The sequence below is a fragment of the Rhizobium sp. S96 genome (assembly GCF_030382195.1).
GTDB lineage: Bacteria > Pseudomonadota > Alphaproteobacteria > Rhizobiales > Rhizobiaceae > Rhizobium.
In genome coordinates this window covers 274,565-287,741 of sequence record NZ_JAUDRY010000037.1, presented here as the reverse complement: position 1 = coordinate 287,741, position 13,177 = coordinate 274,565, and the positions used below count along the sequence as shown (strand labels likewise).

The 13,177-nt window shown below is 59.4% G+C and carries 13 protein-coding genes and 1 tRNA gene; 8 read left to right on the top strand and 6 right to left on the bottom strand.

The features are described 5' to 3' along the window. Positions 1-427: site-specific integrase (locus QTL94_RS26260; protein ID WP_502944190.1), on the top strand; the 427-nt coding region annotated here is incomplete at its 5' end. Positions 428-600: 173 nt separating this feature from the next. Here the strand turns inward: QTL94_RS26260 and QTL94_RS26255 are convergent. The 5 genes from QTL94_RS26255 to QTL94_RS26235 form a co-directional block, all read right to left on the bottom strand. Further along, a complete protein-coding gene (locus QTL94_RS26255; protein WP_289803558.1) occupies positions 601-1,392 on the bottom strand; it encodes a DUF3037 domain-containing protein in 792 nt (263 codons plus the stop codon). Between the two features lie 3 nt (positions 1,393-1,395). Continuing rightward, positions 1,396-2,205 (bottom strand): HipA family kinase, encoded by an 810-nt coding sequence (locus QTL94_RS26250; RefSeq protein ID WP_289803556.1) that lies wholly within the window; start codon positions 2,203-2,205, stop codon positions 1,396-1,398. Between the two features lie 146 nt (positions 2,206-2,351). After that, positions 2,352-2,912, bottom strand: a complete 561-nt coding sequence (locus QTL94_RS26245; protein WP_289803554.1) for a recombinase family protein — start codon at positions 2,910-2,912, stop codon at positions 2,352-2,354. 376 nt (positions 2,913-3,288) lie between these two features. Beyond that, positions 3,289-4,347: a ParB/RepB/Spo0J family partition protein gene (locus QTL94_RS26240; RefSeq protein WP_289803553.1), complete on the bottom strand. Its 1,059-nt coding sequence runs from the start codon at positions 4,345-4,347 to the stop codon at positions 3,289-3,291. Positions 4,348-4,680: 333 nt separating this feature from the next. Continuing rightward, positions 4,681-4,754 (bottom strand) — tRNA-Gln (locus QTL94_RS26235). 245 nt (positions 4,755-4,999) lie between these two features. Here QTL94_RS26235 and QTL94_RS26230 point away from each other — a divergent pair. The 3 genes from QTL94_RS26230 (at position 5,000) to QTL94_RS26220 (ending at position 7,724) form a co-directional block, all read left to right on the top strand. Continuing rightward, positions 5,000-6,550 (top strand): Ppx/GppA phosphatase family protein, encoded by a 1,551-nt coding sequence (locus QTL94_RS26230; protein WP_289803552.1) that lies wholly within the window; start codon positions 5,000-5,002, stop codon positions 6,548-6,550. A 9-nt stretch (positions 6,551-6,559) separates the two neighbouring features. Next, the gene (locus QTL94_RS26225) at positions 6,560-7,279 is read left to right on the top strand and encodes an RlmE family RNA methyltransferase (RefSeq protein WP_065689587.1); all 720 of its coding nucleotides are present in this window, start codon (positions 6,560-6,562) and stop codon (positions 7,277-7,279) included. Positions 7,280-7,340: 61 nt separating this feature from the next. Next, the gene (locus QTL94_RS26220; protein WP_289803551.1) at positions 7,341-7,724 is read left to right on the top strand and encodes a VOC family protein; all 384 of its coding nucleotides are present in this window, start codon (positions 7,341-7,343) and stop codon (positions 7,722-7,724) included. A 5-nt stretch (positions 7,725-7,729) separates the two neighbouring features. On the opposite strand, the gene QTL94_RS26215 is transcribed toward QTL94_RS26220, so the two are convergent. Further along, positions 7,730-9,148 (bottom strand): DHA2 family efflux MFS transporter permease subunit, encoded by a 1,419-nt coding sequence (locus QTL94_RS26215; RefSeq protein WP_289803550.1) that lies wholly within the window; start codon positions 9,146-9,148, stop codon positions 7,730-7,732. Between the two features lie 253 nt (positions 9,149-9,401). Here QTL94_RS26215 and QTL94_RS26210 point away from each other — a divergent pair, with 253 nt between their 5' ends. The 4 genes from QTL94_RS26210 to QTL94_RS26195 all read left to right on the top strand — a co-directional run bounded on the left by QTL94_RS26210 (position 9,402) and on the right by QTL94_RS26195 (position 13,157). Next, positions 9,402-10,394 (top strand): MBL fold metallo-hydrolase, encoded by a 993-nt coding sequence (locus QTL94_RS26210; protein WP_289803549.1) that lies wholly within the window; start codon positions 9,402-9,404, stop codon positions 10,392-10,394. Between the two features lie 177 nt (positions 10,395-10,571). Then, positions 10,572-12,056: an IMP dehydrogenase gene (gene guaB / locus QTL94_RS26205; protein WP_289803548.1), complete on the top strand. Its 1,485-nt coding sequence runs from the start codon at positions 10,572-10,574 to the stop codon at positions 12,054-12,056. Between the two features lie 2 nt (positions 12,057-12,058). Continuing rightward, positions 12,059-12,622, top strand: a complete 564-nt coding sequence (locus QTL94_RS26200; protein WP_289803547.1) for a hypothetical protein — start codon at positions 12,059-12,061, stop codon at positions 12,620-12,622. A 112-nt stretch (positions 12,623-12,734) separates the two neighbouring features. Then, a complete protein-coding gene (locus tag QTL94_RS26195) occupies positions 12,735-13,157 on the top strand; it encodes an MAPEG family protein (protein ID WP_289803567.1) in 423 nt (140 codons plus the stop codon). The last annotated feature ends 20 nt before the right edge of the window (positions 13,158-13,177 follow it).

The window sequence follows — 13,177 nt, the reverse complement described above, 5'->3', positions numbered from 1 at the left end:
CTCCAGAGCCCCCGCTGAAAATATGCGAGGGACGGTTGAAACATGGGTCAATTCTCGATGGAAATATCGGGCTGCGCCGGGTCAGCTCTCAGTGGAAATCAACACAGAGGATGATCTGTTTCCCGAATGCCCTCCCGTTGCCGCCGACAAGCCACAAGAGCGTTCGATGCCAGCAGTCAAGGCGTTTACCTATTACCGGAGGAGTGCAGGTGTCACGGATGCCGTTGAGGGCAAGAGAAGGGACCGGGTCAATTTCCATTCTTTCCGCCGCTGGTTCGTCACCAAGGCCATTCAGGCTGGTCAGGCTGAGCTGACGGTTCAGATCGTGGTCGGCCACAAGCCACAGAGCGTGGCTGCGAGCGTCTATCTTGGAGGGCTGACGATGGAGCAGATGGCTGAATGCGTTGAGGCTGTTAAGCTACCTTGATGGCCATCTTGCCTCGTATGGGGGCGTATAATGTGGGTGCCCCCGTGTCGGCGTGCGAGCCGGTCTATGGGTAACAATTTCAGTGGTTTAGATTTCTTCTGTGCTGGCCTCAGTAGCAGTTTCAATGGAAGTTAGCTGGGGCTGGCGCTCTCACGCAAGCCGTCAGCTCTTTCCTAGTGATGCAGTGCATAGTTCATGCGAATATCCGAGACCAATGGCTGCAGGTCTGCCATCGTATAGAAGCGAACCTTGTGCTGTTCCATCTGGGAGCTAAGAAGCGCGATGAAGCTTTCATCGTGCATTTCTGCATCGTCAGCGATAACGACGAGGCGTTTCTCTTGTAGCGTCTGGCTGAAGAGCAGGTTTCCCTCAATCATGTGTGGGCTTGCTTTGCTCAAGGCCTTGTCTGGTTCGTCGCCCAGCGAGAGGCCTTGAAGCAGATTGAACGCCCCGTTTTGGTACCCGAACGGTGCCTCGATCTTGATGCCTCCCGCAAGGAGAACGGGACTGGGCTTTTCAAGCAGTCCATCAACGCCATACTCTTTCAGCTTACTTGCCAATTTGACATTGGCTCGTTGCTTGCGAGGCTTCGAGGGCATCTCGCCTACCAGATCGGAAAAAATGCTGTCCAAGTCAGCTCTGGCATCGTTGATAAGCATCGATCTCAGCGGGAACAGTCTTATTTTCCCAGACCGCTGTGATATGAAACGATCAATACTTTCCCGCTTCCATCCTTCCCTGAACTCTGACTGGAGCCTGCTTTTGAGTGAGTTTTGGAGGAGATCAAAATGGACGCCGGGGTTCACATTGAAGGCAGATTTTATACGCTTCGGACGTTCACCGAACTTGCACAGGACGTACGGGGCCTCCATCGCGAACAAGACCACACCAATGTTGATGTACTCCGCGCGTTCAGGATGCTCTGAATACTGAATGATCGAGAAATATCCTTGTCTGTCTTTCATCGCTCAAAATCCCGGAAACGGCGGCTCGTCTATCAGCTTCTGTGCTAGGGTGTCCACAACGTAGGTAGCGCGGGCGCATATGAAGTCGATCAACCCTGTCCGAGCCGAGGGCCCAAGGTCCCACGCTAGCGGCACTGAGTTAACAACTTCGCCAACAAACTCCCGTTCTAAGGTCGCCAGCTTCGTGAGTGCTGCGTTAACGCTATCATTCGTGATGAAATCGTCAAATTCAGGGAATTTCCCATAAACACCCCCGTCTTCTATCCAACCGTCAGGCGCGGCCCCGTCGGGGAAGTTCGCATTGCCGCCGATGAAGCAATTCGAATGGTCGATGGGCACCAAATCGTACTTGTGTACTGAGGCTTGCACATAAAGCAGGTTATCCGAATTAGCGTCTCCACCATAATAGCGGTCCCAGTTTCTAATCCACGTATCAAAAACAACCAGACGAGACACGCAATCCTTATCTCGAAGTCGCTGTAGAAATACGTCTGTACCATCGCGTGGTATGCCTTCAACCGCTGAAGAGAAGAAGAGCGGGGGAGCCATTGGGTGGCCATTCTTGCGCATGATGATTTCGATGTCGCATTGGTGGACGACCGCGAAGGGAGGAACGTCCAGCCCGAACCAGACGGCCAGTTCAGCGGCAACAAGTTCAGAAACCAGTGCGGCACTTCCCATTGGGTTGCCTACGGATTTGACAAAGCCGTCGCCCGCATTGGTGGCAACTCTGGCGGGGCTAGTGCTCGAAATGAAGTGCTGAATTTCTCTTGTGATTTCTGTTGGGCAGATCGAATTGCCGCAAGCTAGCACGTGGTACCCCAATGTCTGAAATTGACTTGGTCACCTTACCTTCGTTAACGCGCAGTGCAACTATGGGCGGTGCACAAAAGATGCGCGAGCCAATGCTTTTGATATAATGAAAACACATAATCACCCTGCGGGGAACGAGAGCATGATTATTCCGCCCGCAGCGCCCTGAAAACGCTCGAACGGCTGATGCCCAATTCCACAACTATTTGCTCAGCGGTTTTTCCTTCGGCCTTCAATCGCCGCACATCGTCAGCTTTCCGCTGGGCGGTTGGGGCGCGGCCTTTGTATTTGCCGTCAGCTTTCGCCCTGGCGATACCCTCCCGCTGCCGCTCCAACATGATGTCGCGCTCGAACTCAGCGATGGAACCCAACAGGCTCAGCATCAGCTTGCCGATAGGGGTCGAGGTGTCGATGTTGAGATTGAGGATTTTAAGCGTGACCCCTTTGGCCTCCAACGTGTCCTTGATCCTTACGAGGTCGGTCATGGAGCGGGCCAGTCTGTCCAGCTTTGTTATGACGAATACATCCCCCTCGCGGGCATAGTCCAGCGCACGGGTCAGCTCAGGCCGCTCCTTATCGACCGAGGAGAGCTGCTCCTTGAACACCTTCTCGCAGCCCGCCGCCTTCAACTCGTGGAGCTGGGCATCAAGTCCATAGGTCTGATCAAGGGTCGAGGTGCGGGCGTAGCCGATGATGGTCGAGGGCATTGAGACAGCTCCAATAGTGCCAATGAAATTTTACAGCTTCTGACACTGAAAGTCTCAAAAGTCAAATACCATTCATATGGCACGGCTCAGCAGCCAGACGGCTGAAGTCACTAGGGCGTGCCCTTGTGGCACTTGCGATAGGAAAGCCGCAGGCTGCAAAACCATCGGCATAGCGGGTCTGGATTGTCTCAGAGCTTGGGGGGAGCCGGCACGGGGGGGAGCCGGCCCTAGCCTTATATCTGATTGGCCTCTCGGAATTTTTCGCCAAAAAATGCCCTACCTCGGCCCGCCCCTAGCAATTGAAGAGATGGGCAAGACCGCGATCGTGTTTGTCACCTGCCCAAAATGGGCACCTGAGCAGTGGGCAGGCAAGGGGTCAGAACGGGATTTCTGGTAGCTCGCGAAGGGGCCGCTCGTAGCTATCCAGATCATCGATCTCATTACCACCTTCATCGCGCAGCATGGGACTGAAGCCCTCCTCCTCCAGCATCATAACCGCGACATCTCGAGACTTCCTGCCGAGTAGGTGATTGAAGGCTTTGGCTGCGATTTCCGGCCTCTTGGCTAGTCGCTTACCGAACTCCTTGCCCAGTCGATCGACGATCTTCATGGCTTCCGCCTCCTGCCAACTTTCATCAAAGTCATGATCTCCGTCCTGCAGGCCTTTTTTCCATTCTGTCATTGCATCCCGCCAACCCGGTAGGCTCACGGCTCGCTCGCCCAAGACTGCGAAGGCGGCTCGCATGTTATCGATTGTGCCCTTGGCGATGTTGGCTCGCCTGACGAGCTGCGCCTTGGACAACCTGCCAAGAAGCTCAGCGTGGACCACCAGCTTCCATGCGTAGTTCGATCGCTCCTCGTAGGTGATGCCAAGGCTCGCCTTGCCGTTGACCGCCTCGGCATGTTCGATGGCCTCATCGACGGTGCCCTTGAAGAAGACGACAGGCAGTTCCTTGGACCTCCGCCAGAGCCGATAGGCGGCAATCCGGTGATGGCCATCGACAACGAAGTTTCGGCCGCCGCATCGCCAGACCACGATTGGATCGAGCGCGCCGTGGATGTTCAGGGCCTTGAGCAGATCACTGACATGCCGATCGTCAACTTCGGCGTTCCTGATTTGGAACACCTTCGGCAGCTCGTCGAGCTGTGAAAGCGGAAGACGGCTCGGCTCATCATCGAGCTTGACGCTCGCCTTCTGAACCTGCCTGAGGGCGTCCAGCGCCTTGCTGAACGTCAGAGCCTTCAGATCATGCGGAAGGCTGCAGATGGCGTCCTGAGCGGGTAAGGAGCGTGTTGTGTTGTCGGGTTCTTGCATCTTCGTTCTCGTCATAGGTTCTTGTTGTGATCGTCCGTCACCAGCACAGCAGAAAAATGCCCCGGCAATCGATCTGATCACCGGGGCTAAGGCTGAGACGAACGTGAGCGGTTGAACCAACTCCCGGTTATCGGGTCGCGTGAGCGCGTGGTTCTCCTAAAGTGCGTGGCAATCGACACGGCACCCAGAAAGGCCAGAGGCTGCCAATAAAGCGGCTCTGTACTAAAGGCTGGGGTAATTGCCGGAGCCTTTTCTTCCATAAGTGAGGGGTAACTGATGCCGTCTGCCATAAGTGGGCAGTAATCACATTGCGCTATTCCAGAGTGATCGGTGGCTTGCCATCTTGATGGGTCATGGCGATGAAAGTTGTTGGATGGGAGGGGTACATTCCACGGTACACAATGAGGTACGCACGGCGATGTAAGTATGTGATTTTATTGGATAAAAAATATTTGGCTGGGGAACCTGGACTCGAACCAAGATTAACGGAGTCAGAGTCCGTCGTTCTACCATTGAACTATTCCCCAGCAGTCGCTGCCGAAGCATGGCTTGGCTGCTGTGCGGCGCTTATAACCAAAAGCTCGGGAATTGCAAATACCGTTTTGAAAAAAATTACGCTGCCGTTTTGGGGGCCTCGATCCGTCCTTTCCGGAGCGCTGATAAAAAGAATTTGGTGATTCCGCCCGGCACTGATATTCTTGCCGCAACGCAAAAATCGAATGAGCGCCAGCTGCATACCTTCTGGAATTGCGCGGCGCGGTGGATAACGAACGTGGAAGACCCCGAAGGCGGCGCAAAGTCGCAATTAGACGGGGCGTCGGCGGCAAGGCGCAAGGATGGCAAAAAGTCCAGGCGCCGCAAGGGCAAACATGGCGGGCACTCCCGCAATGTAAGCCAGGTCGCTACGCATGTCTCCTCCGGCAATGCAGGAGAGACAGCGCGCCCAATGGACGACGGCGCCGGTAATCCGGCTCGCAAGCGCAAGCGTCGGCGGCGTGGATCAGGCGGATCTGCCGAGAGCGCCAATCAGAATCGAGCGCCGGTTGAGAAAAGCGCGGCTTTAGAAGCGGCTGCGCGTCCGCAGGGCGAATTGGCGTCGGGCCGGCGCAATCGCCGCAAGAATCGCGGCAAGCGCGGTTTGCAGGGTCGCCCGCTCGCACCCACCAAGTCCGTCGGCCATGCTGCCCCGAATGCCCAGCAATCCGCGACCGTAGCACGCAGCGCGCCCACTGATCAGCGTAGCGGCGAGAACGACACGCGATCGTCCCGCCAGCCCGAGCGCGAATCGCGCGGCCAGGGTGGCGAACATGCGTGGCCGGACGAACTCTATGCCGCGCTCGATCTCGGCACCAACAATTGCCGCCTGTTGATCGCGCAACCGACGCGGCCCGGACAGTTTCGGGTCGTTGATGCTTTTTCGCGAATCGTGCGCCTGGGCGAGGGGCTTGCCGCAAGCGGTCGGCTATCCGACGACGCGATGGATCGTGCGGTCGATGCCCTGCGGGTGTGTGCCTCAAAGCTCAAGAACCGCGAAATCCGCCGGATGCGACTGATCGCCACCGAAGCCTGCCGTCAGGCGAGCAACGGCGCGCAGTTTCTGGAGCGCGTGGTTGCGGAAACCGGACTGGAGCTCGAGATCATCGATCGCGAGACGGAAGCGCGGCTTGCGGTATCGGGATGTTCGTCGCTCGTCAGCCGCGAGACCCGTTCCGTGGTTCTCTTCGATATCGGTGGCGGCTCGTCGGAAATCGCGGTGATCCGCATTGGCGAAAGCAGGTTCAACCGGCTGGCCAACCACATCACGCACTGGACCTCGTTGCCCGTGGGCGTCGTTACGCTTTCGGAGCGGCACGGTGGTCGCGATGTCACGCCCGAAGCCTTCGAGGGCATGGTCGTTGAGGTCGAGGGGATGCTGTCGAGCTTCGATTGCCCCGAGATCGAAATCGGGCACTCAGGCGATTTCCACCTGATCGGCACCTCTGGAACGGTCACGACGCTTGCCGGCGTCCATCTCGATCTGCCGCGCTATGATCGCCGCAAGGTCGACGGTATCTGGCTGTCCGATGACGAGGTGTCGGCGATGCAGGCAAAGCTGCTCTCGTGGGATTTCGCCAGCAGAGCGGCCAATCCCTGTATTGGCCCGGATAGAGCCGATCTCGTGCTGGCCGGATGCGCAATCCTTGAGGCGATACGCCGTCGTTGGCCGAGCCCGCGCATGCGCGTCGCCGATCGAGGCTTGAGGGAAGGCCTTCTCACAGACATGATGGCGGATGACGGCGTCTGGCGGCGCCACCGCAACCGCCGCGGCCAGCGCGGCAAATAGGGGACAGGCATGACCAAGCCAACGATTGCGGGCAACCGCACCGGCCGCAAGCTCGGCCAGCGCGTCAAGAACAAGAAGATGAAGGCGTCCTCCCGACAGTGGTTGCAGCGCCATATCAACGATCCCTATGTGCAGCGCGCGCAGCTCGAGGGCTATCGCGCCCGCGCGGCCTTCAAGCTGCTTGAGATTGATGAGAAGCATGGAATCCTGAAGGGTGCGCGACGGATCATCGATCTGGGCGCTGCCCCGGGCAGCTGGTCGCAAATCGCCGCCAAGGTGACCGGATCGACGGACGAAGATGTTCGCGTCGCCGCGATCGACTTCCTCGAGATGGCGCAGCTGCCGGGCGTCAAGATCCTGCAGCTCGACTTCCTGGATCCGACCGCGCCCGATCAGCTTATGGAAGCGGTCGGCGGTACGCCCGACCTTGTCATCTCGGACATGGCCGCGCCCACCACCGGCCATCATCGCACCGATCACCTTCGCACCATGCACCTCTGCGAGGTTGCAGCGCACTTCGCGATCGAGGTGCTCGGCGAGGGCGGGCACTTCCTTGCCAAGACCTTCCAGGGGGGTACCGAGAAGGAGCTGCTCAACATGCTGAAGCAGCATTTCAAGCAGGTCGTCCACGTCAAGCCGGCCTCGTCTCGGGCGGAATCGGTCGAGATGTTCCTGCTCGCGAAGGGATTTAAGGGCCGCAAGGCGGCAATTGACGTTACGGAAGCTTGATCTTTCGGTCGTTCTGGGTCGAATATAGAACTCCCCAGGACTGAAATGACCGCGGATATCTATGCTGCTTTACGTCACTCTCGGAACCAACGACATCGATCGAGCGCGACGCTTCTACGACGCCGTGCTCCCGGTTCTCGGCTACAAGCTCCAGCGCTTTTCGGAAGAGGAGATCGGCTATGCCGCCGACGGCGACAGCCGTTGCCGGCTGTGGATCGTCACCCCCTTCAATCGTCGGCGGGCATCGAATGGCAACGGCTCGATGGTGGCGCTTGCCGCCGAAAGCCGGGCGGATGTCGATGCCTTTTATGCGGCCGCGATCGCCGCTGGCGGCATGGACGAGGGCAAGCCGGGGCTGAGACCGTTTCATGCCAGCTTCTACGCCGCCTACGTCCGTGATCTGGACGGGAACAAGCTCAGCGCGGTTTGCGAGCGACCGGAATAACTATTTCACCCCTGCTGTTCAGCCTCGACGCCTGCCGGTGTCAGAGGCTTGGCGCGATGGCCGGACACCAGCGCGCCCGCGTTCTTGTCCATGCGGATGAACGGGAGAGTGGCGACCACGGTCAGCAGTGCGATCACGTAGAAGGCGATGTGGAAATCCGCCACCTGCAGTTCCTCGCCGCGTAGGTAGATCGACGTCTCGAGGATCGCTGCGGCAACAGCAACACCAAGAGCCAGGCTGATCTGCTGCATGACCGAACTCATCGATGTCGCTTGGCTCGCCTGTGCATCGTCGATGTCGGCATAGGCAAGCGCATTGACGCCTGTGAAGAAGAACGAGCGGGAGAAGCCGCCGATCAGCAGGATGCCGATGATGACGAGATGCGGCGTTTCCGGCGTAAAGAACCCCGTCGTGACGGTTACGAGCGTGGTCACGCCTGCGGCCGTCAGCAAGGTCGTCCGGAAGCCCACCGCCGCGAAAACGCGTCGCGCCATGAACTTCGTGGTGATCGCGCCGATCGCGCCGGCAAAGGTGATGAGCCCTGATTGAAAGGGTGTCAGCCCGAAGCCGAGTTGCAGCATCAGTGGCGTCAGGAAGGGCATCGCGCCGATGCAGATGCGGAAAAGCGTTCCGCCCGTGGTCGACGCCCTGAATGTCGGGTTGCGAAACAGTTTGAGATTGAGGATCGGCGCCGGGTGGCGCCGCGCGTGGCGCACGTAGAGAGCCCCGCAGACCAGCCCGATCGCCGTTGCCGCGATGCCGATGATGGGAGGGAGCGCAGGCAGGCTCACCACCGACAGACCGAACACGACGCCGGCGGCGGCAAACGAGGTCAATATGAAGCCCGTGACGTCAAGCTTCGGCGGGGCCGTGGCTTCGACCTCCGGGAGGAAGATTGTCGCCAGCCAGACGCCGACAATGCCGACCGGCACGTTGATGAGGAAGATCCAGTGCCAGGTGAAATAGGTAGTGATGAAGCCGCCGAGCGGCGGCCCGGCAAGTGGTCCGACCAGCGCCGGGATCGTCAGCAGCGCCATGGCCGAGACGAGATCGCTGCGCTTCGTCGTGCGCAAGAGCACCAGACGCCCCACCGGTGTCATCATCGCGCCGCCCATGCCCTGCAGGAAACGGGCGCAGACGAATTCGATAAGCCCTGACGATGCCGCGCAAAAGATCGAGCCGACGACGAACACGCAAATCGCCAGCCGGAAGATACGCTTGGCGCCGAACCTGTCCGCCATCCAGCCGCTGATCGGAATGAAGACCGCCAGCGACACCATGTAGGAGGTCAGCGCAAGTTTCAGCGTGATCGGCCCGACATGCAGATCGTTGGCGATTGCTGGCAGGGCGGTCGAGATGACGGTGGAGTCCATCTGCTCCATGAACAGAGCGACGGCGAGGATCAACGGAACGATGCGGTTCATGCGCGACAGCCTTGAATGTCTGGCGAAGGCGGCTTGGAAGGCCAGTGCTCTGTATTCCTCGTACGTATCTCTGCCAACCCCTCAATCGCCTTTGAAAACACGTTTGCATCACGTCTGCGTGAGACTGCTTGTTCAGCAAATTCAACGGTCAAGATTGACATATGTTTGTATCGGGCAATTGCCAGATGAAGGCGGTCGGCTCGGCATGGGGGCTGTGCGGCGAAGGTGCCGTGCGTTATTGGAAGGATGGGATATGGCAAAGTCGACGGGGATAAGACGGCGCGCGTTCTGTGCTGCGGGCATTGGCCTGCTGGCGGCGCCGGCGATTTTGAGACAGACGGCCGCAATGGCTGCAAGTGGAGATAAGACAAAGATGGATGCGACGACGCAGCCTCAGTTCAACAAATTCAAACTCGGATCCTTCAACTTCACCGTTATCAAGGACGGCGCGAGTGTGGCCGAGAAGCCGTATGAAACCTTCGGGACCAACCAGAAGCCGGAAACCGTTCAGGAGTTACTGGCAAAGAACTTCCTGCCGACCGACAAGTTCGTCAACGCCTACGCGCCGACGGTGATCGACACCGGCTCCGATGTCATCCTGGTCGATACCGGGTTCGGCGAGGGCGGCCGGGCGCGCGGCGCCGGCCTGCTTCGCGATGGGCTGAAGGCTGCCGGCTATTCGCCGGATGATATCACCGTCGTGGCGCTGACCCATCTGCATGGCGATCACATTGGTGGCCTCATGGAAGCCGGAGCACCGGCGTTCAAGAACGCCCGTTATGTTGCCGGCAAGACCGAATATGACTTCTGGACGGACAAGGCGCGCGAAGGCACGCCGGCCGAGGGCGGCCACAAGGCGGTGCTCGCGAACGTGTTTCCCTTTGCCGAGAAGATGACGTTCATCGGGGAAGGCGACACGGTCGCGGGCGGCATCACCGCCATGCTGGCCCCGGGGCACACGCCCGGCCACATGATTTTCCATGTGGAGTCCGACGGCAAGCGCCTGGTCGCGACCGGTGACACCGCCAACCACTATGTTCTTTCACTGCAAAGGCCCGAGTGGGAGGTTCGCTTCGACATGGACAAGGCGCAGGCCGCGGCCACGCGCAAGAAGGTGTTCGACATGATCGCGGCCGACAAGGTTGCCTTCCTTGGATACCATATGCCGTTCCCGGCTGTCGGCTTTGTCGAGACCTACGACGCCGGTTACCGCTTCGTGCCGAAGACCTATCAGTTCGACCTCTGAGCACGCTGCATGGCAGCCATACCAAGCCCGGCGGCGGCGCCGGGCTTTTTACTATTCCCTTCCTGTCATAGACGTGTTACCAGCCCTCGCCAACTTCCAAAGCAAACCTTGCACATCGCCGGTGCGGACGACTCGTTCCGGGTGAGGCAGCATTTTTCGTAATTGAGGAAATTGGCCATGGCTCGCATCATAGAAACGCCAACCGGGTTGGACGCACTCACCTTCGATGACGTGCTCCTGCAGCCCGGTCACTCCGAGGTTCTTCCGGGTCAGACAAGCGTGGCGACGCGCATTGCGCCCGATTTCGAGCTGAACATCCCGATCATCTCTTCTGCCATGGATACGGTCACGGAAAGCCGTCTTGCCATTGCCATGGCGCAGGCAGGCGGTCTCGGCGTTATCCATAAGAACCTGACGCCGATCGAGCAGGCCGAGCAGGTCCGCCAGGTCAAGAAGTTCGAAAGCGGCATGGTCGTCAATCCGGTGACGATCGGTCCCGATGCTACCTTGGCCGATGCGCTCGCGCTGATGAAGATGCACAGCATCTCAGGCATTCCCGTTGTTGAAAAGTCCGGCCGCCTCGTCGGCATCCTTACCAATCGCGACGTTCGCTTCGCCTCCGATCCGAAGCAGAAGATCTACGAACTGATGACGCGCGAGAACCTCGTGACCGTCAAGGAAAGCGTCAACCAGCAGGAAGCCAAGCGCCTGCTGCACACGCACCGCATCGAGAAGCTGCTGGTCGTTGACGGCGAGGGTCGTTGCGTCGGTCTCATCACCGTCAAGGATATTGAAAAGTCGCAGCTCAACCCGAATGCGTCGAAGGATGCACAGGGCCGGCTCCGCGCCGCTGCCGCAGTTGGCGTGGGTGACGATGGTTTCGAGCGCGCCGAGCGCCTGATCGAAGCCGGCGTCGATCTTCTGGTCGTCGATACCGCGCATGGCCATTCGCAGGGCGTTCTGAATGCCGTCGGCCGCGTCAAGAAGCTCTCCAATTCCGTCCGCGTCATGGCTGGCAACGTCGCGACGTCGGAAGGCACCAAGGCCCTGATCGATGCCGGCGCGGATGCCGTCAAGGTCGGTATCGGCCCTGGCTCGATCTGCACGACGCGTATCGTCGCCGGTGTCGGCGTTCCCCAGCTCGCCGCCATCATGTCGGCCGTCGAGGCCGCTCGCGCGCAGGATATTCCCGTCATTGCCGATGGCGGCATCAAGTTCTCCGGTGACGTCGCCAAGGCGATCGCCTCCGGCGCGTCTGCCGTGATGATCGGCTCGCTGCTCGCTGGTACCGATGAAAGCCCAGGTGAAGTTTATCTCTACCAGGGCCGCTCCTTCAAAGCCTATCGCGGCATGGGTTCCGTCGGCGCCATGGCGCGCGGCTCCGCTGACCGCTACTTCCAGGCAGAAGTGCGCGATACGCTGAAGCTCGTGCCGGAAGGCATCGAAGGCCAGGTTCCCTACAAGGGTCCGGTCTCCGGCGTGCTCCACCAGCTCGCAGGCGGCCTCAAGGCAGCCATGGGCTATGTCGGCGGCAAGGACCTCAAGGAGTTCCAGGAACGCGCGACCTTCGTGCGCATCTCCGGCGCCGGCCTGCGCGAAAGCCATCCGCATGATGTGACCATCACCCGCGAGAGCCCCAACTATCCAGGCTCCGGCAGCTGAGCATGAATTCGGGCAGCCGTATTCCGCTCTGGATAATCGCGCTGCTCGCGGCCCTCTGCCTGGGCGTGCTTGCATGGACGACCTTTGGATTTGTCATTCCGTTCAAGCATGAGACCGGGCAGGCGGTCCTCGATACCTATTTTGCCGGCTACGACGCACTGACGGTCGGCAAGATGCAACGACTGCTCGACCAGAACGAGGTCGCCGACAAGCTTCTGCGGGCGATGTACTGGGGTCCGGAGATCGTATTCCCGGCCCTGTTGACGGCTCTGCTGCTGCTGATCCTCATGCGGCTTGAGGTTGGCGGTTCCTATTTCGGCCGATCGATCCATCCCTCCCTCGCGAAGCTCGTCTACGTCCTACCCTTCGTTTACGGCATTGCCGACTACAGCGAGAACATCTCCAGCCTTGTCGCGTTCGGCGACAGCGGCTGGGCGGATCTTGCCGCACAGGTGCTGCCCTGGACGACGCGGGTGAAATTCGCAGGCCTGGCGATCTGCCTGATCGTCATCGTCCGTTTCGCCATCGTCCGCATGATGCCGCCCACTGATCGGGACGCCGGTTAGGGATCTGGCGGTGCGTCATTCCTGACAGGCATGTGACTGGCACCGCCCGGCCTTTTCCTCTACAGCTCTGAAATCAAAGCAGAAGCAGCAAGGAGAAGACCATATGAGCGGCATGACAGGCTATGAAATGTTCTGGCCAATCATTGCCCATGTGGCGCTGGTTTACGCCCTCTACGGGCTGCTCAGCTACCGCCGTCAGCAAATGGTCCGGGCCGGCAAGGTCCAGATATCCGATTACCGTGAAAACCGCAGCGAGCCGCCCGAAAGCCTGTTCGTCAAGAACTGCATTGCCAACCAGTTCGAGCTGCCGGTGTTGTTCTATCTCTGCTGCATCCTTCTCTACATCACTGAAGCCGACAACCTCATCGCGGTGATCCTGGCGTGGGTCTTTGTCGCTCTGCGCTACGCTCAGGCCTTCGTGCACGTCACGAGCAACCGGATCCGCTACCGCAGCCCGCTCTTTGCCGCCGGCTATGTCGTTCTGGGCATCATGTGGGGCTGGCTTGCCGTCTGGATGGCGTTCCCGAACGGGTGAATCCGGAGTAACGCAGTTTT